Annotated in this window: 18 protein-coding genes and 1 pseudogene; 12 read left to right on the plus strand and 7 right to left on the minus strand. The window is 72.9% G+C overall.

The genetic code is table 11. The annotated features are described in order from the left end of the window. Nucleotides 1-23: 23 nt before the first annotated feature. The 4 genes from cydD to hisC all read right to left on the minus strand — a co-directional run bounded on the left by cydD (nt 24) and on the right by hisC (nt 7242). Nucleotides 24-3482: a thiol reductant ABC exporter subunit CydD gene (cydD, locus tag ACFZAU_RS09715; RefSeq protein WP_500551723.1), complete on the minus strand. Its 3459-nt coding sequence runs from the start codon at nt 3480-3482 to the stop codon at nt 24-26. A gap of 13 nt (nt 3483-3495) precedes the next feature. Continuing rightward, nucleotides 3496-4497 carry a cytochrome d ubiquinol oxidase subunit II gene (cydB, locus tag ACFZAU_RS09720; RefSeq protein WP_500551724.1) on the minus strand — a complete coding sequence of 334 codons (1002 nt, stop codon included), beginning with the start codon at nt 4495-4497 and terminating at the stop codon, nt 3496-3498. An 11-nt stretch (nt 4498-4508) separates the two neighbouring features. Then, nucleotides 4509-6014, minus strand: coding sequence for a cytochrome ubiquinol oxidase subunit I (locus ACFZAU_RS09725; protein WP_500551725.1), 1506 nt, complete (start codon nt 6012-6014; stop codon nt 4509-4511). Between the two features lie 154 nt (nt 6015-6168). Beyond that, a complete protein-coding gene (gene hisC, locus ACFZAU_RS09730; RefSeq protein ID WP_500551726.1) occupies nt 6169-7242 on the minus strand; it encodes a histidinol-phosphate transaminase in 1074 nt (357 codons plus the stop codon). Between the two features lie 338 nt (nt 7243-7580). Between hisC and ACFZAU_RS09735 the strand changes: the two genes are divergently transcribed. The 4 genes from ACFZAU_RS09735 (at nt 7581) to ACFZAU_RS09750 (ending at nt 11535) form a co-directional block, all read left to right on the plus strand. Continuing rightward, complete coding sequence (locus ACFZAU_RS09735) at nt 7581-8681, plus strand: LacI family DNA-binding transcriptional regulator (protein WP_499604699.1); 1101 nt, start codon at nt 7581-7583, stop codon at nt 8679-8681. Nucleotides 8682-8849: 168 nt separating this feature from the next. After that, the gene (locus ACFZAU_RS09740) at nt 8850-9887 is read left to right on the plus strand and encodes a metallophosphoesterase (protein WP_499604698.1); all 1038 of its coding nucleotides are present in this window, start codon (nt 8850-8852) and stop codon (nt 9885-9887) included. A gap of 161 nt (nt 9888-10048) precedes the next feature. After that, nucleotides 10049-10909: a hypothetical protein gene (locus ACFZAU_RS09745; RefSeq protein ID WP_500551727.1), complete on the plus strand. Its 861-nt coding sequence runs from the start codon at nt 10049-10051 to the stop codon at nt 10907-10909. A 47-nt stretch (nt 10910-10956) separates the two neighbouring features. Continuing rightward, nucleotides 10957-11535: a DUF4240 domain-containing protein gene (locus ACFZAU_RS09750; protein WP_500551728.1), complete on the plus strand. Its 579-nt coding sequence runs from the start codon at nt 10957-10959 to the stop codon at nt 11533-11535. 57 nt (nt 11536-11592) lie between these two features. Here the strand turns inward: ACFZAU_RS09750 and thiC are convergent, their stop codons facing one another. Beyond that, entirely contained in the window at nt 11593-13338 is a 1746-nt protein-coding gene (gene thiC / locus ACFZAU_RS09755; RefSeq protein WP_499604692.1) for a phosphomethylpyrimidine synthase ThiC, read from the minus strand. Nucleotides 13339-13518: 180 nt separating this feature from the next. Here thiC and ACFZAU_RS09760 point away from each other — a divergent pair, with 180 nt between their 5' ends. From ACFZAU_RS09760 to ACFZAU_RS09770, 3 genes are all read left to right on the plus strand, one after another. Further along, on the plus strand, nt 13519-14817 hold the full coding sequence (locus ACFZAU_RS09760) for a YibE/F family protein (RefSeq protein WP_500551729.1): 1299 nt from the start codon (nt 13519-13521) through the stop codon (nt 14815-14817). Nucleotides 14818-14836: 19 nt separating this feature from the next. Then, a complete protein-coding gene (locus tag ACFZAU_RS09765) occupies nt 14837-15037 on the plus strand; it encodes an NfeD C-terminal domain-containing protein (RefSeq protein WP_499604689.1) in 201 nt (66 codons plus the stop codon). Nucleotides 15038-15157: 120 nt separating this feature from the next. After that, nucleotides 15158-16633 carry a flotillin family protein gene (locus ACFZAU_RS09770; protein ID WP_500551730.1) on the plus strand — a complete coding sequence of 492 codons (1476 nt, stop codon included), beginning with the start codon at nt 15158-15160 and terminating at the stop codon, nt 16631-16633. 43 nt (nt 16634-16676) lie between these two features. On the opposite strand, the gene ACFZAU_RS09775 is transcribed toward ACFZAU_RS09770, so the two are convergent. Further along, the gene (locus ACFZAU_RS09775; protein ID WP_018558186.1) at nt 16677-16889 is read right to left on the minus strand and encodes a DUF5326 family protein; all 213 of its coding nucleotides are present in this window, start codon (nt 16887-16889) and stop codon (nt 16677-16679) included. A gap of 122 nt (nt 16890-17011) precedes the next feature. Then, on the minus strand, nt 17012-17329 hold the full coding sequence (locus ACFZAU_RS09780) for a cupin domain-containing protein (RefSeq protein ID WP_018558185.1): 318 nt from the start codon (nt 17327-17329) through the stop codon (nt 17012-17014). A 57-nt stretch (nt 17330-17386) separates the two neighbouring features. Here ACFZAU_RS09780 and ACFZAU_RS09785 point away from each other — a divergent pair, with 57 nt between their 5' ends. From ACFZAU_RS09785 to ACFZAU_RS09805, 5 genes and pseudogenes are all read left to right on the plus strand, one after another. Continuing rightward, the gene (locus tag ACFZAU_RS09785) at nt 17387-17764 is read left to right on the plus strand and encodes a phage holin family protein (RefSeq protein ID WP_500551731.1); all 378 of its coding nucleotides are present in this window, start codon (nt 17387-17389) and stop codon (nt 17762-17764) included. Between the two features lie 24 nt (nt 17765-17788). Beyond that, complete coding sequence (locus ACFZAU_RS09790) at nt 17789-18328, plus strand: low molecular weight protein-tyrosine-phosphatase (RefSeq protein ID WP_500460788.1); 540 nt, start codon at nt 17789-17791, stop codon at nt 18326-18328. A gap of 68 nt (nt 18329-18396) precedes the next feature. Then, nucleotides 18397-18657, plus strand: a pseudogene (locus tag ACFZAU_RS09795) (fructosamine kinase family protein); the annotation flags it as partial. Further along, complete coding sequence (locus ACFZAU_RS09800) at nt 18641-19204, plus strand: fructosamine kinase family protein (RefSeq protein WP_500551732.1); 564 nt, start codon at nt 18641-18643, stop codon at nt 19202-19204. The pseudogene ACFZAU_RS09795 and the gene ACFZAU_RS09800, both read left to right, overlap by 17 nt. A gap of 81 nt (nt 19205-19285) precedes the next feature. Next, a complete protein-coding gene (locus tag ACFZAU_RS09805; RefSeq protein WP_500551733.1) occupies nt 19286-20422 on the plus strand; it encodes a cystathionine gamma-lyase in 1137 nt (378 codons plus the stop codon). Nucleotides 20423-20597: the final 175 nt, after the last annotated feature.

The following is a 20597-nucleotide window of genomic DNA, read 5'->3' on the forward strand; positions in this document are numbered from 1 at the left end:
CGAGCCTAGGACGGTGCCGCGTCCTACGCCGTGATCGACTCCGGCTCCGGCGCGCCCAGTGCGTCGGCCGCGCGCTCGCGCTCCAGGCCCCGGCGGAACGGGCCGTCGGCCGCGGCCAGCGCACGGTGCGTCCCGCGCTGGACGATCCGGCCGCGGTCGAGGACGAGGATCTCGTCGACCTCCTCCAGACCGGTGAGGCGATGGGTGATCAGCACGGTCGTCCGGCCCGTGGTCGCGGCCAGCAGATCGGCGGTCAGGGCGTCGGCGGTGGCCAGGTCGAGGTGTTCGGCGGGCTCGTCGAGCACCAGCACGGGGAAGTCGGCGAGCAGCGCGCGGGCCAGCGCCAGCCGCTGGCGCTGGCCGCCGGACAGGCGCGTGCCGTGCTCGCCGACCGGGAGGTCGAGGTCCAGGTCGAGCCGGGCGGCGGCGAGCGCCTCGCGCAGCCGCGCGTCGTCCGCTCCGGGGCGGGCCAGGCGCAGGTTCTCCCGGACCGTGCTGTCGAAGGCGTGCGCGTCCTGGGCGCACAGGCCGACCATACGGCGCACGGCGTCGCCGTCGAGGGCCGTGGCGTCGGTGCCCGCGAGGGTGTACGTGCCCTCCTCGACGTCCAGGAAGCGCAGCAGCACATGGGCGAGAGTCGTCTTGCCCGATCCGGAGGGACCGACGACGGCGATCCGCCGTCCGGGCGTCAGTTCCAGGCCGACGCCGTCCAGCGCGGGCCGGGGCTGCCCCGGGTGGCGGGCGGTGAGCCCGCGCAGCACCAGGGGGTGGGGCCCGGCCGGCGCGGGGGCCGGGTGCTCGGGCTCCCGTACGGGCGCGGGGGTGTCGAGCACGTCGTACACGCGCCGCGCCGCCTGCCCGCTGCGCTGCCGGTACTGCGCCGCGAGCGGCAGGGCCGCCACCGCCTCGAAGGCCGCGAGCGGGGTCAGCACCACGACCGCGAGCGCCACCCCGGACAGTTCGCCGGCGGCCACCGCCCGTACGCCCGCCCAGGCGCAGACGGTGACGGTGAGTCCGCTGACCAGGGCGCCGAGTCCGGCGCCGAGGGCCGCGCCGGACGCGGAGCGGGCCGCGATCCGGGTGAGCACGCGGTCCGCCCCGGCCGCCCGGGCGCGGCGTCCGGGCAGTGCCCCGGTGACCGTCAGCTCCGCGGTGCCGGTGAGCACCTCGGCCACCTGGGCCGCGAGTTCGCCGCGGGCGGGGGCGAGGGCGCGCTCGGCACGCCGGGCGAGCGCCGCGGAGGCGGCCGGTACGGCCACGCCGGCCGTGAGCAGGCCCACCGCCAGGGCCGCTCCGGCCCCGGGCAGCAGCCACGCGGTGAACCCGGCCGTCGCGGTTCCGGTGAGCGCGGCGGCACCGGCCGGGAGCAGCCAGCGCAGGAAGTAGTCCTGGAGGCCGTCCACGTCGGCGACCAGGCGGGAGAGCAGGTCGCCACGCCGGGCGTCGCGCAGCGCGGCGGGGGCGAGCCGCTCCAGCCGGCCGTACACCGCGACCCTGAGGTCGGCGAGGGCGCGGAAGACGGCGTCGTGCGAGACCAGGCGCTCGGCGTAGCGGAAGACCGCCCGGCCGATGCCGAAGGCCCGGGTCGCGGTGACCGCGACCATCAGGTACAGCACCGGCGGTTGCTGGGAGGCCCGGGATATCAGCCAGGCCGAGGTCGCCATCAGGCCGACGGCGCTCAGCAGGGCGAGGGCGCCGAGCAGCAGCGCGAGCGCGAACCGCGGCCGCAGGGGCGAGGCGGTCCGGCGCACCCGGGTCAGCGGGGCGGCGGAGGGGACGGACGCGGCGGGGGCGACGGCGAGGCCTGCGCCGAGGGGTTCGGGCGCGGGTGCCGCGGCCCGGACGGGGCGCTCCGCGACGGCCGGTACTGCACGCTGCGGGGGGCCGTCGAACCGTAGCGTGCGGTCCGCCACGGCGAGCAGCGCGGGGCGGTGGACGACGAGGAGCACCGTGCGGCCGGCCGCGAGCCGCCGGACGGCGTCGACGACGGCCGCCTCGGTCTCGCCGTCCAGGGCCGCGGTGGGCTCGTCGAGCAGCAGCAGCGGGCGGTCGGCGAGGAACGCCCGGGCCAGGGCGACGCGTTGGCGCTGCCCGGCGGAGAGCCCGGCCCCGCCCTCGCCGACGGCCGTCGCCGGGTCGAGGTCGGGGGCGCCGGCGTCCAGGAGCGCGGCGCGGACTTCGGCCGGGCACGCGTCCGGCCGGGCCAGCCGTACGTTGTCGGCGATGGTGCCGGCGAACAGGTGCGGCCGCTGGGGGACCCAGGCGATCTGCCGGTGCCAGCCGGCCGGGTCGTGGGCGGCGAGGTCGGTGCCGTCGGCCAGCACCCGTCCCGCGGTCGGCTCGGTGAAGCCCAGCAGCACGGAGAGCAGGGTGCTCTTGCCGATCCCGCTGGGGCCGGTGAGGGCGATCGTCTCGCCGGGGGAGACCCGCAGGGAGACCGGGCCGAGGCGGCCCTCGACCGCGACCCCGTCCAGTTCGAGGACGGCGGTCCGCAGGTCGGGGGCCGGGGTCGTGCCGCGGCGGGGCGGCGCGGTCTCCAGAACGGCGAAGACCTCGTCGGCGGCGGAGAGCCCCTCGGCGGCCGCGTGGTAGTGCGCTCCCACCTGGCGCAGCGGGAGGTACGCCTCGGGTGCCAGGACGAGGATGACCAGCCCGGTGTAGAGGTCGAGTTCGCCGTGGACCAGCCGCATGCCGACGCCGACGGCGACCAGGGCGACGGAGATGGTGGAGAGCAGTTCCAGGGCGAAGGAGGAGAGGAAGGTGATGCGCAGCGTCCGCATCGTGGCGCGCCGGTGGTCGGCGGTGATGGCGCGGATGGACTCGGCCTGGGCCTTGGCCCGGCCGAAGACCTTGAGGGTGGGCAGGCCCGCGACGACGTCGAGGAAGTGGCCGGACAGCCGGGCGAGCAGCTGCCACTGACGGTCCATGCGGGCCTGGGTGGCCCAGCCGATGAGGACCATGAAGACCGGGATGAGGGGGAGGGTCAGGGCGATGGTGAGCGCCGAGATCCAGTCCTCGGTGACGATGCGGGCGAGGACCGCGGCGGGCACCACGACGGCCAGGCCCAGTTGGGGCAGGTAGCGGGCGAAGTAGCCGTCGAGGGCGTCGACGCCCCGGGTGGCGAGCGTGGTGAGCTCGCCGGTCCGCCGCTCGGTGAGCCCCGCCGGGCCCAGGGCGGTGACGTGCTCCAGCAGGCGTGTGCGCAGCTGGGACTTGACTGCGGCGGAGGCGCGGTGCGCGCACAGCTCGGTGAGCCAGGAGACGGCCGCCCGGCCGGCCGCGACGCCGGCGAGCAGCAGCAGCGGGGTGCGCAGCGCCCCGGCGTCGAGACCGTCCTCGAAGCCCCCGACGACGATCTCCGCGACGATCATCGCCTGCGCGATGACCAGGCCCGCGCCGGCCAGCCCGAGCAGGACGGAGACGGCGAGGAACACACGGGTCGCGCGGGCGTACCTCAGCAGCCGGGGGTCGACGGGTTTCACGTGAAACAGCTCCTCAGTGCGCTTCGGCGATGTGCTGGGTGCCGATCCGCTTGCGGAACACCCAGTACGTCCAGGCCTGGTAGAGCACGACCAGCGGGGCCGCGATCGCGGCGCACCAGGTCATGATCTTCAGCGTGTACGGGGTCGAGGAGGCGTTCTCCACCGTCAGGCTCCACGCCGGGTCGAGCGTGGAGGGCATGACGTCCGGGAAGAGCACCAGGAAGAGCATCGCCACCGCGGCGACGACGGTGACCCCGGAGAAGGCGAAGGCCCAGCCCTCGCGGCCCCGCAGGTTGGCTCCCACCGCGGCGAGCAGCGCGAGGACGGCGACCGCCGCGGCCGCCAGGCTCCAGGCGTCGCCGCCGTGCCCCTGCGTCCAGGCCAGGAAGGCGAGTGCGAGCACCGCGGTGAGCGCTCCGGCCCGGGTGGCGAAGCGGCGGGCGCGGGCGCGGATGTCGCCGAGGGTCTTCAGTGCCGCGAAGACCGCGCCGTGGAAGGTGAAGAGGCTGAGCGTCACGAGCCCGCCGAGCAGGGCGTAGGGGCCGAACAGCTCCCGGACCCCGCCGGTGTACTCGCCGGAGGCGTCGATCTCCACCCCGTGCACGATGTTGGCGAACGCCACGCCCCAGAGGAACGCGGGGAGCAGGGAGGTCCAGAAGATGGCCTGCTCCCAGGCCGTCTGCCAGCGTTCGGACGGGCGCTTGGCGCGGTACTCGAAGGCGACGACCCGGATGATCAGGCAGAGCAGGATCACCAGCAGCGGCAGGTAGAAGCCGGAGAAGAGGGTGGCGTACCACTCGGGGAAGGCAGCGAAGGTGGCGCCGCCGGCGGTGATCAGCCAGACCTCGTTGCCGTCCCAGACCGGGCCGATGGTGTTGATCAGCACCCGCCGCTCGGGCCGGTCGCGGGCGAGCAGCCGGGTGAGGACGCCGATGCCGAAGTCGAAGCCCTCGAGGAAGAAGTAGCCGGTCCACAGGACCGCGATGAGGACGAACCAGACGTCGTGGAGGTGCATGCCGTCTCTCCCTAGTACGAGAAGGCCATCGGGCGGTCGGCGTCGGCGTCGCCGCCGATCTTCGTGGGGGGGTTCAGGTCCGCCTCGGTGAGCTCGGGTGGCCCGGCCTTGGCGTACTTGACCAGCAGCTTCACCTCGACGACGGCGAGGACGGCGTAGAGCGTGGTGAGGACGATCAGCGAGGTCAGCATCTCGGCGGTGGAGACACCGGGGGAGACCGCGTCCTCGGTGCGCAGCAGCCCGTACACCACCCACGGCTGGCGGCCGTTCTCGGTGAAGATCCAGCCCCAGGAGTTGGCGATCAGCGGGAAGCCCATGGTGAGCAGCCCGATCCGCCAGTACCAGCGGGACAGCGCCGGGGAGAGGGCGGCGTTCCTGGTGAGCATCAGGTGCGGCGGCTCGTCGTCGGCGGTGCGCCGGTCCTCGGCGAGCCAGAACCTGCGGCGGGTGAGCCACAGTCCCGCCAGGCCGACCGCGAAGGAGGTCATGCCGAAGCCGATCATCCAGCGGAAGCCCCAGTAGGCGACCGGGATGTTGGGCCGGTAGTCGCCGGGGCCGTACTTCTCCTGTTCGGCCTTGTTGACGTCGTTGATGCCGGGGACGTACGAGTCGAAGTCGTCGTGGGCGAGGAAGGACAGCAGGCCGGGGACCTCGACGGCCACGGTGTTGTGGCCCTCCTCGACGTCGCCGTAGGCGAAGATCGAGAAGGGGGCCGGGGACTCGCCGTCCCACAGGGCCTCGGCGGCGGCCATCTTCATGGGCTGCTGCTCGTACATGACCTTGCCCAGCCGGTCGCCGCTGATCGCGGTGAGCAGGCCGGCGACGACGGCGGTGACCAGGGCGAGGCGCAGCGAGGTCCGCATGACGGCGACGTGCTTGCGGCGGGCCAGGTGGTAGGCCGATATGCCGATCATGAACGCGGCGCCGGTCAGGAAGGCCGCGGCGAGCGTGTGGAAGACCACGACGAGGGTGGTGTTCTGGCTGAGCACCGCCCAGAAGTCGGTGAGCTCCGCGCGGCCGGTGACCTTGTTGTAGCGGTAGCCGACCGGGTGCTGCATCCAGGAGTTCGCGGCGAGGATGAAGTACGCGGACAGGATCGTGCCCAGCGAGACCAGCCAGATGCAGGCCAGGTGGAGCTTCTGCGGGAGCTTGTCCCAGCCGAAGATCCACAGGCCGATGAAGGTGGACTCGAAGAAGAAGGCGATCAGCGACTCGAAGGCGAGCGGGGCGCCGAACACGTCGCCGACGAAGCGCGAGTAGTCCGACCAGTTCATGCCGAACTGGAACTCCTGGACCAGGCCGGTGGCCACGCCCATGGCGATGTTGATCAGGAAGAGCTTGCCCCAGAACTTGGTCGCCCGGAGGTACTTCTCCTTGCCCGTGCGCACCCAGGCCGTCTGGAGGCCCGCGGTCAGCGCGGCGAGGGAGATCGTGAGGGGGACGAAGAGGTAGTGGTAGACGGTCGTGATGCCGAATTGCCATCGCGCGACGGCCACGGAGTCCAGTGCCAGGTCCACGTCACGCCTCCTTACATCGAGCTTGTGAAAGTGAACGCATTCACAAGCTCAGTATGCCGCACACGTTTTCGCCCCCTCACACCGGGGGGTGGGAGGGGGCGAAAAGGGGCGTCCTACGACACCCGGCGGCACCCGGAACACTGCGCCGGGACGGTCACAGCTCCTTCCGGAAGGCCTCCGCGGTACGGAGCAGGACGTCGTTGGCGGGCTCCTCGCCGACCGTGATCCGCACGCCCTCCCCCGCGAACGGACGGACGGTGACGCCGGCCCGCTCGCAGGCCGCGGCGAAGTCGGTCGTGCGCTCCCCCAGCCGCAGCCACACGAAGTTGGCGTGCGTCTCCGGCACCGTCCAGCCCTGCGCGGTCAGCCCGTCGAACACCCGGGTCCGCTCGGTGACCAGCGCCTCCACCCGCTCCAGCAGCGCCGCCTCCGCGCGCAGCGAGGCCACCGCCGCGTCCTGGGCGAGCTGGCTCACGCCGAAGGGGACGGCCGTCTTGCGCAGCGCCGCGGCGACCGGCTCGTGCGCGATCCCGAACCCCACGCGCAGTCCGGCGAGCCCGTACGCCTTGGAGAAGGTGCGCAGCACCGCCACGTTGGGGCGGTCGCGGTAGACCTCGACGCCGTCCGGGACCTCGGGGTCGCGGATGAACTCCTTGTACGCCTCGTCCAGCACGACCAGCACGTCCTGCGGGACCCGGTCCAGGAAGCGCTCCAGCGCGGCCCGGCGCACCACCGTGCCGGTGGGGTTGTTGGGGTTGCAGACGAAGACCAGCCGCGTCCGGTCGGTGATCGCCTCGGCCATCGCGTCCAGGTCGTGGACGTCGTCCGCGTCCAGCGGCACCCGCACCGAGGCCGCCCCGCTGATCTGCGTGATGATCGGATAGGCCTCGAAGGACCGCCAGGCGTAGACGACCTCGTCGCCCGGTCCCGCGGTCGACTGCAGCAACTGCTGCGCGACACCGACCGAGCCGGTGCCCGTCGCGATGTGCTCCACCGGCACGCCGAAGCGGTGCGCCAGCTCGGCGTGGAGGGCCGTGCACGCCATGTCCGGGTAGCGGTTGAAGTTCTCCGCGGCGGCGGTGGCCGCCTCCAGGACACCCGGCAGCGGCGCGTAGGGGTTCTCGTTGGAGGACAGCTTGTAAGCCGTCACTCCCTCTTCCACGGCCGGGGGTCTGCCCGGCTTGTACGTGGGGATGCCGTCCAGTTCGCGGCGCAGTTTGGGGCTCATGCCCCACACCATACGAGCGCCCGCCCGGCCGGGGGAGGCCTTGCGGCACACGGGCGTGAGGCAGGGGCTCACGGCGAACGGAGCAGGTGGTGCCGCACCCTGCGCGCCGGTGGCGCACGCGGTGGCGCGCATCCCTCGTAGGGGTGAGTTGATGGCCGCGCGCAGCGCGGGGCACGGACCCGGCCCCGCTCCGCGACGGAGCCGTAACCCGCGGTAGACACCCACCGTCACCTGCGCTTTCCCTGCCGCACCCGGGACCGCGGGCGGGGAAACGTATCTGTCAACGCCCTGTCCGGCACCCCGCGAACGGACCACCCGACCCCTACTATCACCACGCCATGACAGCAGCAGGGAAGCACCAGGCGAGCCGGCCCGTCGGACGCCGGCTGGAGCGGGCCGGCATCAGGGACGTGGCCGCCGCGGCCGGGGTATCGATCACCACCGTCTCCGACGCGCTCAACGGCAAGGGCCGACTGCCCGACGCCACCCGCCGTCACGTCCGTGAGGTCGCCGACCGGCTGGGGTACCGCCCCTCCGCCGCCGCCCGCACGCTGCGCACCGGGCGCTCGGGGCTGATCGGCCTGACCGTCACGACGTACGGGGAAGAGCCCTTCACCTTCACGGAGTTCGCCTACTTCGCCGAGATGGCCCGGGCCGCCACCTCCGCCGCGCTCGCCCGCGGCTACGCCCTGGTCATCCTGCCGGCCTCCTCCCGGCACGACGTGTGGAGCAACGTCGCACTGGACGGCACGGTCGTGATCGACCCCTCCGACCACGACCCGATGGTCACCGAACTGGTGCGGCAGGGCATCCCCGTGGTCAGCGACGGCCGCCCGACCGGCAGCCTGCCCGTCCAGGCCTGGGTCGACAACGACCACGAGGCCGCCGTGCTCGGCATCCTGGAACACCTCGCCGAGGCCGGCGCCCGCAGGATCGGCCTGCTCACCGGCACCAGCACCGACACCTACACCCGGCTGTCCACCACCGCCTACCTCGACTGGTGCGAGCGGATCGGCCAGGAACCCGTCGTCGAGGCCTACCCCGCCCACGACCCGTGCGCGGGCGCCGTCGCCGCGGACCGCCTGCTCGCCCGGCCCGACCGCCCCGACGCGGTCTACGGCCTCTTCGACCCCAACGGCACCGACCTGCTCGCCGCCGCCCGCCGCTACGGGCTGCGCGTACCCGACGACCTCCTGCTGGTCTGCTGCAGCGAGAGCACGGTCTACGCGACGACCGAGCCCCCGATCACCACGCTCTCCCTCAAACCGGGCCGGATCGGCACCGCCGTCGTCCAGCTGCTCATCGACGCCATCGAGGGGGTGGACGCGGGACGCCCCGTGCAGCAGGTCATGCCGACCGACCTGATCGTCCGCACCTCCTCGCAGCGACGCTCGCCGCGCACCACCGTCAGCCCGCCCCGCGGGCCCGCGGGAGAATAGGAACGGACGCTTCCGGGGCGAGAACGGCCCGCCCCGGGGGGATTTGTCCGCACCGGATGAAATCGCTATCAGCAGGTGTGTCACGCCACGACATCGTCATTCCTATGATGGGCGGATGGTGGCGCGACGGTGGAGGGGTCGATGACTCAGGGGGCAGGTCAGGGACCCATGCCCGGTACCTCGTACGGCTGGTCTCAGGACCCCGCGGAGGCAGTGGCGCACGGTGCGCCCATGACGCCGTCGGCGCACCCCGCCGATGCCGTCGGGGCCCCACCGGGACATCCGGCCGGGCACGAACCGACCATGATCGACGAGCAGATGATGCCGCCGGAGTACACGCCCACGCAGCGCGACCTCCCGGTGGTCACGGTGGCCGACACGCAGGCGCTGGGCCCGCTCTACGTGGTCGGCGACGTCCACGGCTACCTGGACCGGCTGTGCGAGGCCCTGTACGCGACCGGGCTGATCGACTCCGAGGGCCACTGGGCGGCCGGCAACGCCCGCCTGTGGTTCCTCGGCGACTTCACCGACCGCGGCCCCGACGGCATCGGCGTGATCGAGCTGGTCATGCAGCTGTCCGCGGAGGCCGCCGCGGCCGGCGGCTACGCCAGGGCCCTCATGGGCAACCACGAGCTGCTGCTGCTCGGCGCCCACCGCTTCGGCGACACCCCCGTGAACTCCGTCGCGGGCACCGCCTCCTTCCTGGCCGCCTGGCGCCTCAACGGCGGCCAGACCACCGACATGGAGCGGCTGCAGGACCACCACGTCGCCTGGATGTCCCGGCTGGACGCCGCCGCCCTCACCGACGGCCACCTGCTGCTGCACTCCGACACGACCGCGTACCTGGAGTACGGCACCACCATCGACGCGATGAACGACGCCGTCACCGGCATCCTGCAGCGCGGCGACGCCGACGAGTGCTGGGAGCTGTTCCGCAAGTTCACCCGGCGCTTCGCCTTCCGCGGCGACGCAGGGCCGCAGGCCGCCCGCGAACTGCTGGACACCTACGGCGGCCACCGCGTCGTCCACGGCCACAGCCCCATCCCGTACCTGCTCGGCGAACCGGGGGCCGAGCCCGGCACCGAACAGCCGGACCGCTCCGCGGTCGTCGAGGGACCGCACGTGTACGCGGAGGACCTGGCGGTGGCCATGGACGGCGGGGTGACCATGGACGGCAAACTCCTGGTCGCACAGCTGCCGTTGTAGACCCCGAAACCCCCATTTTCCGGAAACACTCTGTCACCGCGTCACCTCCGCGCTCTACCATCGGGATATCCGTAGGCAGCTTCTCCTCCGCTTCCGCCCAGCCGGACCGGACCTTCGTCCTTCGTGAACCCCGGGAGGAACCGGAGACGGAGCATCGGGGGATGCACATGAACAGCGCTCCACACCTGCTGACCGAGGACCGCCCGGAGTTCGAGCGAGCCCTCGACACGGCTCTGCACTCGGAGGGAACGCGGGCCGCCCTCGCCGGCACGCGGAACCGCCTGAACGCCGAGCAGTTGCGCACCATGGCGCTCAACGCGGCCGAGTCCATCTCGGGCTGCGCCGCGCCCGAGTACGAGCAGTTCGTCAAGGTCCGCGAGGCCTTCGCGGAACAACGCCGCGAGGCACGCACCGCGGCCGTGCCGGGCCTCGGCTACGCCGCCGCGGCGGCCCCGGTCGCCGCGGACGGATCCGGCGCCGGGCTGTTCGCCGTCGTCGCCGTGCTCACACCGATCCTGGCGGGCACGGCCGCCGTCATCTTCCTCGTGCTCGGGTACGCCCTGCGCTTCGGGCACCCCGAGCCGGCGATCGCCTCGCCGCTGCGGCAGGCCGGCTGGCTCTTCGCGGCCGTCGCCGTCTGCGGCATCGTCATCGGGATGGTCGGGCTGCTGCTCACCGCGCTGCGCAACGGCTCGACCGCCCTCCACGACCCTCCGGGCGACGAGCCCCGCGACGTCGCGCTCGCCCGCGAGGTGTGGCGCCGGGCGCTGGTGGAGCGGGGGCTGCAGCCCTTCCTCGACGACGCCCTCGCCAAGGCGGCCGACGCGGCCCCCACCGCCCCCACCGCGACCACCGGCGGCGCCAACCCCCGGATGCCGCGGCTCGGTTACTCCCGCCCGGACTTCTCCAGCCCCGGCCACGAGTCCTCCCCCGAACCCGGCGACCGCTTCACCAGCCCCGACTTCACCAGCCCCGACTTCTCCAGCCCCGACTTCGGCGGCCCGGACCACGGCCCGGACTGACCCGCCGCGCCGAGGCGCTGTCGTACCCCGGTGCCACAGTACGGACCATGGACATCGACCGGTTCTGGTCCCTGATCGAATCCGCCCGCTCCACCGCGGCGACAGGCGGCGAGCCCGTCGACGAGGTGCTGGCCGGCCTGCTCACCGAGTTCCCGGCCCGGGAGGTCCTCGGCTACGCGGAACGCTTCGACGCAGTGCACGACGCCCTGTACCGCTGGGACGTCTGGGCCGCCGCCTACCTGGTGGGCGGCGGTTGCTCCGACGACTCCTTCATCGACTTCCGCGCCGGGGTCATCGCCCAGGGCCGTGAGTGGTACGACCGCGTCGCCGCCCAGCCGGACAGCCTGGCCGGTCACCCCACCGTGGTCGCGGCCGCCCGGAACGGGGACGACCACGCCCTCTTCGACGAGGACATGAACTACGTGGCCGCCCAGGCGTTCGAGCGGCTCACGGGCGACCGGGACTCCTTCTGGACCGCCTGGGCCGCCCACCGCCCCGCCGGTACGGGCACGCCCTCCGAGCCCGACATGGGCGAGGACTTCGACTTCGACGACGCCGCCGAGATGCACCGCCGCCTGCCCCGCCTGGCACGCCTGTTCCTGGGCCCGGACACCGCCCATGGGTGACCGGCGTACCGGTGGCTCCGGCGGCCCGTGATGGGCGGGCCGCCGGAACACCCCGGCTCAGTCCGCCAGCGGCAGGTACACCCGGTTGCCGGAGGCCGCGAACTCGCGGGACTTCTCCGCCATGCCCGCCTCGATCTCCTCCGCGGTGCCGCCGTGTTGGCGGCGGATGTCCTGGGAGATCTTCATCGAACAGAACTTCGGCCCGCACATGGAGCAGAAGTGCGCGGTCTTGGCCGGTTCCGCCGGGAGCGTCTCGTCGTGGAAGGCCCGTGCGGTGTCCGGGTCGAGGGCCAGGTTGAACTGGTCCTCCCAGCGGAACTCGAAGCGGGCGTCGGAGAGCGCGTCGTCCCAGTCCTGGGCGCCGGGGTGGCCCTTGGCCAGGTCGGCGGCGTGGGCGGCGATCTTGTAGGTGATGACGCCGGTCTTGACGTCGTCGCGGTCGGGCAGGCCCAGGTGCTCCTTGGGGGTGACGTAGCAGAGCATGGCCGTGCCCCACCAGGCGATCATCGCGGCGCCGATGCCGGAGGTGATGTGGTCGTACGCGGGCGCGATGTCGGTGGTGAGCGGGCCGAGGGTGTAGAACGGCGCCTCCTCGCAGATCTCCTGCTGGAGGTCGATGTTCTCCTTGATCTTGTGCATGGGGACGTGCCCCGGCCCCTCGATCATGGTCTGCACGCCGTGCCGCTTGGCCACGGAGTTGAGTTCGCCGAGCGTGCGCAACTCGGCGAACTGGGCCTCGTCGTTGGCGTCCGCGATGGACCCGGGGCGCAGGCCGTCGCCCAGGGAGTAGGTGACGTCGTAGGCGGCGAGGATCTCGCAGAGCTCCTCGAAGTTCTCGTAGAGGAAACTCTCCTTGTGGTGGGCCAGGCACCAGGCCGCCATGATCGACCCGCCGCGGGAGACGATGCCCGTCTTGCGGCGGGCGGTCAGCGGGACGTAGCGCAGCAGCACGCCGGCGTGGACCGTCATGTAGTCGACGCCCTGCTCGGCCTGCTCGATGACGGTGTCCTTGTAGATCTCCCAGGTCAGCTCCTCGGCCTTGCCGTCCACCTTCTCCAGGGCCTGGTAGAGGGGGACGGTCCCGATCGGCACGGGGGAGTTGCGCAGCACCCATTCGCGCGTGGTGTGGATGTTGCGGCCGGTGGACAGGTCCATGACCGTGTCGGCGCCCCAGCGGGTGGCCCAGGTCATCTTGTCGACCTCCTCCTCGATGGAGGAGGTGACGGCCGAGTTGCCGATGTTGGCGTTGACCTTCACCAGGAACCGCTTGCCGATGACCATCGGCTCGATCTCCGGGTGGTTGACGTTCGCCGGCAGGACGGCGCGTCCCGCCGCGATCTCCTCGCGGACGACCTCGGGGGAGACGCCCTCGCGGAGGGCGACGTACTCCATCTCCGGGGTGATCTCGCCCCGCCGCGCGTACGCGAGCTGGGTGACCGGTTCTCCGGGACGGCCGCGCCGGGGCAGGCGGGGGCGGCCGGGGAAGACGGCGTCCAGGTTGCGCAGGCCGCCGCGCGGTGAGGTGTGCTTGAGGCCGTCGTCCTCGGGGCGGACGGGGCGGCCGGGGTACTCCTCGGTGTCGCCGCGGGCGACGATCCAGTTCTCCCGCAGCGGCGGGAGGCCGCGGCGGACGTCGGTGGTCACGTTCGGGTCGGTGTACGGGCCGGACGTGTCGTACAGCGTCACGTCCCGGCCGTTGGTCAGGTGCACCCGGCGGACGGGGACCGCGATGTCCGGGCGGGACCCGGTCACGTAGCCCTTGTGCCAGCCGATTTCGCGCGCGCGTGCATCCTGCATGGTCATGAGACCCACTCCCTACGCCGGCATTACCCGGTAACAGGTTCAGCGGTCGGCGCAGCTGCGGCCCTTCGGCCGGTCAGCGCCCTCTCAGCCCGGTGCTCCGAGCTCCCGCGTTTGCAAAGGTGCCTCAACGCTAGCGGGTCCTCGCTGACGCACACCAGAGGGTGTTGCGATGATCGGGTCGTGGACTCCCAACAGCCGCACGCACACGCCCACGGTCACGGCCACGCCCACGGCCCGGTACCGCCGGTCTCCCGGCACCTGCGCAAGATCATCGCCGCGGTGCTGATCCCGTTCGTCGCCGCCGTCGTGGCCGGTCTGGTCGTCCTGTGGCCGGGCGGTGTGCCGGAGCACGCGCGCACCGGTGTCGGCTTCGACCAGCAGACGCAGTCCGGGCGGGTGGTGAAGGTCGAGGACGTCAAGTGCGCCGACGTCAACGCGGAACCGGGCGCCGGCGCCGAGCCCTCCCCCGGGCCGGCGCAGGCGCCGTCCGGTCCGGCGATCTGCGAACGCGCGACCATCGAGGTCACCTCGGGCAAGGACGCGGGCCGTACCTTCACCGAGATCGTGCAGCCGACCCAGACGCGGCACTACACCGAGGGCCAGAAGGTGCTGCTGGCGTACGCGCCGCAGGCGCCGCGCGAACTGCAGTACTCGGTGACCGACGTCGACCGGGCCTTCCCGTTGTGGCTGCTTGCCGGGATCTTCGCCCTGGTGGTGGTCGTGGTCGGCCGGCTGCGCGGGGTACTGGCGCTGGTGGCGCTGGTCATCAGCTTCGCGGTGCTGACGCAGTTCATCCTCCCGGCGATCCTGCACGGCAGCAATCCGCTGCTGGTGGCGGTGATCGGCGGCAGCGCCATCATGCTGATCGCGCTCTACATGTGCCACGGCCTCAACGCCCGCACCTCGGTGGCGGTCCTGGGCACGCTCTGCTCGCTGCTGCTGATCGGCGTCCTGGGTTCGGTGTTCATCGACTGGGCGCTGCTCAGCGGCAACACCTCCGACGAGACGGGGCTGATCCACTCCCTGTACCCGGACATCGAGATCCGCGGCCTGCTGCTGGCCGGCATCATCATCGGTTCGCTGGGCGTCCTGGACGACGTGACGGTCACCCAGACCTCGGCGGTGTGGGAGCTGCGCGAGGCCGACCCGGCGGCGAGCCGGCGGCGGCTGTACTCGGCGGCGATGCGGATCGGGCGGGACCACATCGCCTCGGTCGTCAACACCCTGGTGCTGGCCTACGCGGGCGCGGCGCTGCCGTTGCTGCTGCTCTTCTCCATCGCGGAGCGCGGGGTGCTGGCGGTGGCGGGCAGCGAGCTGGTCGCCGAGGAGATCGTGCGGACCCTGGTGGGCAGCATCGGCCTGGTGGTGGCGGTGCCGCTGACGACCGCGCTGGCCGTCCTGGTGGTGTCGGCGGACCGCGGCAGCGGCGACACTGTTCCCGTGGGCTCCGGTCGCGGGCACCGGCGCCGCGCCAAGTGATGGCAGGGGGGCGGGGGACGTGGTGGGACTGCAGGGCCGGGTGACCGGAACGGTCGGGCCGGGGCTGGTCGGTGAGGTGATCGTGCCCGTCCGGGGTGGTGCGGAGGCGTTCCTGGCCTACCCGGCGACGGAGGGGGAGCGCATCGAGAAGGGCACGGTCGTGGTGGTCGTGGAACACCTGCCGCCGCGCACCGTGTACGTGGCGCCCGCGTACGGCTGAGCGGAGCGCTCCGCTCCACGTCAAGAAAGCGACAAGGATCCGCCAGGACCTACCGTGCCGTCAACCACAGGCGCACACTCCCGTACGCGGCCCCGACCGGGGCCATCCGTAAGGGGGCGTATGCCGATGCTGATCGGCGTTGCGGCGGGCGGGGCGCTCGTCGCGATCATCATTCTGGTCGGCCTGTTCCGGCTCATGTGGCGGGTCGCCGAGCCCAACGAGGCACTGGTGATCTCCGGTTCCAAGCACCGTACGGACGGGGTGGGGGAGGGGATGGGGTTCCGCATCGTCACGGGACGCGGGACCCTGGTCCTGCCCGGCGTCCAGGCGGTGCGCAGGCTCTCGCTCGACCTCAACGAGGCCGAGCTGAACGTGGACTGCGTCACCCAGCAGGGCATCCCGCTGAAGGTGCACGGCGTGGTCATCTTCAAGGTCGGCGACGACATGGTGTCGATCGCCAACGCCGCGCGGCGTTTCCTGGACCAGCAGAAGTTCATGCCCGAGCGGGTGCACAACGTCTTCGCGGGTCATCTGCGGTCCATCGTGGGCGGGCTGACGGTGGAGCAGATGATCCGGGACCGGGAGCGGCTCACCGCCGAGACCCGGGCCGCGTCGGGCTCGGAGATGGAGAAGCTCGGCCTGATCATCGACTCGCTGCAGATCCACGAGATCGTCGACCCGACCGGCTACATCAACAACCTGGCCGCGCCGCACGCCGCGGCCGTCCAGCGCGACGCCCGCATCGCGCAGGCGGAGGCGGACCGGCTGGCGACCGAGGCCGAGCAGCAGGCCGCCGCCCGCATGGCCGAGGCGACCCGGGACAGCCAGATCCTGCAAGCCGGTTACATGGCCGAGCGGGACAAGGCCACCGCGTCCTCCCGGCAGGCGGGCCCGCTCGCGGAGGCGGCGGCCCGGCAGGAGGTCGTCGTGCAGGAGACCCGGGTCGCGGAGCTGGAGGCGCAGCGGCGCGAGCAGCAGTTGCAGGCGGACGTCCGCAAGCCGGCGGACGCCTCCGCGTACGAGAAGCGGACGCTGGCCGAGGCCGAGCGCGACGCCCGCATCTCGGCGGCCGAGGCGAAGGCCCGCGAGACCGAACTGGCCGCCGCCGCCGAGGCGAACCGGGTCAAGACGGCCGCTGCCGCGCAGGCGGAGCAGACGCGGGTCAGCGGTGAGGCGACCGCCGCGGCCACCCGGGCCACGGGTGAGGCGGAGGCCGCCGCGACGCAGGCGCGGGGTCTGGCGGAGGCCGAGTCCGCGAAGGCCAGGGGCCTGGCGGAGGCCGAGGCGATCAAGGCGCGGGCCGCGGCCCTGGCGGAGAACCAGGAGGCGGTCGTCGCCCAGCAGCTGGCCGAGAACTGGCCGGAGATCGTCCGGGCGGGCGCCGAGGCCTTCGGCAACGTCGACCACATGGTGCTGCTCAACGGCGCCGACGGGATGTCGGAGATGTTCGCCAAGGCGCTCACCATGGGCGGGACGGGCCTGGGCCTGGCCCGTCAGCTGCTCGCCCAGATGAACGGCGCGACCGGCGCCGGCGGCGACGCCCCATCGAACGGTACGGCGCCGCGGGGCCCCGAGCGCGTCCGGCTCCAGGACTGAGCGGCGCGCCTCCCGTGGGGCCCGGCCACCGGGCCCCATGGGGTCACCACTTGTCGCGGGAGTCGGACGAGGACGAGGTGAACTTCTTGACCACGTACACCAGGCCGCCGACCAGCGCCACGAACACCAGCACCTTGAACAGCAGCCAGAACAGGAACCCGATCGCGCTGGCGATCATGCCGCCGAAGACCACGATCGCGATCACCGGCACCGCGACCCACTTGACCCACCAGGGCAGGCCCTCGAAGAGCTTCACCGTTTCCTCCTCCTTGTCGTCCTTCCGCTCCCAGGCTAGGGCCGCGACGGCCCCGTGCGGAGGCCCCGCGGTCCCCATCCGTCCCTGACCCTTCCCCTACGGGAAACCGGGGGCGGCGGCGCTCAGGCCTCGGGGGGCGAGAAGACCACCAGCACCTTCAGGTCCTCGGTGACGTGGTGGAAGCGGTGCGGCGCCCCGGCCGGGACGTAGACCACGCTGCCGCGCGCGACGTGGGTCGTCTCCTCCCCCACGGTGATCAGCGCCCGGCCGCTCACGACCAGGTAGATCTCGTCCTGGGCGTGCGGTTTCTGCGGGTCGAGCTCGCCGGCCCGGAGGGCGTAGAGCCCGGCGGACATGTTCCGCTCGCGCAGGAAGCTGAGGTACGCGCCCTCGTTGGCGGCCCGCTCGGCCTCCAGGTCGTCCAGCCGGAACACCTTCACTTGGCCGCTCCCTCTCACCACTGTGCCTGCGGGATCACTTCTGCGACGATCTCAGCCATGATGAACTTCGTCGTCAAGACGCTCGCGAACGCCGGAGCCCTGCTGGTGGCCATCTGGCTCGTGGGCAACATCACGCTCACCGGTGACGACACCGGCCACAGGGCCCTCACCCTGATCCTCGTCGCCCTGGTCTTCGGCGTGGTGAACTGGCTGGTGAAGCCGCTGGTGAAGCTGCTGTCGCTGCCGCTGCTCGTGTTGACGCTCGGCTTGTTCACGCTGGTCGTCAACGCCCTGATGCTGCTGCTGACCTCCTGGATCTCCGGCAAGCTCGACCTGGACTTCCACGTCGAGGGCTTCTGGGCGGCGTTCCTCGGTGGCCTGGTCATCAGCATCGTCTCGTGGGCCCTGAACATGATCCTCCCCGACGAGGACTGACCCGGGGGCTGCATCATGGAGCCCATGAGCGCTCCGTCCTCCCGCACCACCCCGCTGCGGGTGTGCTTCGTCTGCACCGGCAACATCTGCCGTTCGCCGATGGCCGAGTCCGTCTTCCGCGCCCGTGCCGAGGACGCCGGGCTCGGCGGCCTGGTCGTCGCCGACAGCGCGGGCACCGGCTCCTGGCACGAGGGCGACGGCGCCGACCACCGTACGGTGGCCGTGCTCCGCGCGGCCGGTTACGGGTACGAGCACATCGCGCGCCAGTTCCAGCCCGAGTGGTTCGCCGGGCTCGACCTGGTGATCGCCCTCGACTCGGGCCACCTGCGGGACCTGCGCCGGCTGGCGCCCACCCCGCAGGACGCCGCCAAGGTGCGGCTGCTGCGTTCCTACGACCCCGCCGCGGACGGCGGCGCGGACGGCGGGGGCCTGGACGTCCCCGACCCGTACTACGGGGACCTGAGCGGCTTCGAGGAGTGCCTGGAGATGTGCGAGGCCGCCGCCGACGGCCTCGTGGACGCCGTGCGCGACGCCCTCGGCAGCGAGCCCGCGCCCGCGCCGTGACCGCTCCGGCCCGGCTCGCGGACCGGGTCGCCGCCCTGCTGGGGGAGCCGGTGACCGAGGCCGGCCCGGTGGGCGGCGGTTCCGTCTGCCGCTCCGTCCGGTTGCTGCGCCGCTCGGGCGGCACGGTCTTCGCCAAGACCCTCCCGGACGCGCCGCCGGGCTTCTTCGCCGCCGAGGCCGCGGGGCTGCGGCTGCTGGGCGGCACGGGGACGGTGGCCGTACCGGAGGTGCTGGCCGCCGACGACCGCACGCTCGTGCTGGAGTGGGTCGAGCCGGGTCCTGCCACTCCTGCGGCGGCCGAGCGCCTCGGCCGTGAACTCGCCGCGCTCCACCGGGTCCCCGCCCCGGGGTTCGGGACGGCGTACCCCGCCTTCATCGGGCCGCTCCCCCTGCCGTCGCCGTCGCCGTCGCCCGGCTCCGGGGGACTGGGCGGCCTTCCACGCCGCCGGCCGGCTGCTGCCCTTCCTGCGGCGGGCCGCCGACGGCGGCGCCATGGCGCCGGCGGACGTCCGCGCGGTGGAGCGGGTCTGCGAACTGCTGCCGCGGATCGGCGGCCCAGCCCGGCCGCCCGCGCTGATCCACGGCGATCTGTGGTCCGGCAACGTCCTGTTCGCCGCCGACGGCCGCGCCCGGGTCGTCGACCCGGCGGCGCAGGGCGGGCACCCCGAGGCCGACCTGGCGATGCTGGAGCTGTTCGGCTGTCCGCACCTGGAGCGGGTGCTCGCCGCGTACGAGGAGGTCCGGCCGCTGCCCGGCCGCCGGGAACGCGTGCCCCTGCACCAGTTGCACCCCCTGCTGGTGCACGCCGTCCTGTTCGGCGCGGGCTACGGGGCCGCCGCGGGTCGTGCCGCGCGGGCGGTGCTGGCGTCCGCCTAGCGGACACCCGTGTTCGTTGGCCCGTACACCGGTATCTTCCGCCTGTACGTTCGCGACGACGGGGAGAACGAGGAGAGGGCGATGACGGAGTACGAGAGCAGGCCGGGGGACAGCACCCGCAGCGTGCACGCGGGCCGCCCGCCGGCCCGGCCCCACGAGCCGGCGCTGCCCGGCCCGGTGTTCGCCGCGCACTTCCACCTGCCGGGCGACGTCACCGGCCCGTACACCTACGGCCGTGACGAGAACCCCACCTGGACCCGGCTGGAGGAGGCGATCTCGGCGCTGGAGTCCCCGGACGTCCCCGCCGAGACGCTGGTCTTCTCCTCCGGCATGGGCGCCATCTCCTCCGTGCTGTTCTCCCAGGTGCGCTCCGGCGACACCGTGGTGCTGCCCTCCGACAGCTACCAGGCCACCCGCTCGCTCCAGAGCCGCCTGGAGGACTACGGGATCGCGGTGCGGCTGGCGCCCACCGCGGGCGACGGCCAACTGGAGGCGCTGGAGGGCGCACAGCTGCTGTGGATCGAGACGCCGTCCAACCCGGGCCTGGACGTGTGCGACATCCGCCGGCTCGCCGACGCCGCGCACGCCGCGGGCGCGCTCGTCGCGGTCGACAACACCCTCGCCACCCCGCTCGGCCAGCGCCCGCTGGAGCTGGGCGCGGACTTCTCGGTGGCGAGCGGCACCAAGGCGCTGTCCGGCCACGGCGACCTGCTGCTGGGCTACGTGACCACCCGTCGGCCCGAGCTCGCCGCCGGGGTGCGGCTGTGGCGCAAGACCGTCGGTGCGATCCCCGGCCCCATGGAGGCCTGGCTGGCGCACCGTTCGCTGTCCACGCTCGCGCTGCGGGTGGACCGGCAGGCCGCCAACGCCCTGGAACTGGCCGCCGCGCTGCTCCGGCGTGCCGAGGTGACCGATGTACGTCACCCCGGCCTGGTGGACGACCCGGCGCACTCCGTCGCGACCGCGCAGATGGGCCGGTTCGGCAGTGTGGTGTCCTTCACGCTGCCCGACAAGGAGCACGCCGAGCGCTTCCTGTCGGCGCTGCTGCTGACCACCGAGGCCACCAGTTTCGGCAGCGTGACCAGCACCGCCGAGCGCAGGGCCAGGTGGGGCGGCGACGCCGTTCCCGAGGGCTTCGTCCGCTTCTCGGTCGGCGTCGAGGACGCGGCCGACATCGTGCGGGACGTGACACAGGCGCTGGACGCCGCGGCGCGCTGACCCCGTCCGTTCATTTCGAACAGATATATCTACGTAGAGGGCCCTACGCAGAATGGGTGGTCCGAGCCTCCCCCCTCGTGGCTCGGACCACCCTGGCTTTACGCGCGGAGATCCGCCCGAACAAGGCTAGTTGACTCTGCGTCAGTGTCCAATCACAGTTGCGGTACAGACCTAT

The sequence above is a fragment of the Streptomyces sp. NPDC008238 genome (assembly GCF_042956445.1).
Taxonomy (GTDB): Bacteria; Actinomycetota; Actinomycetes; order Streptomycetales; family Streptomycetaceae; genus Actinacidiphila.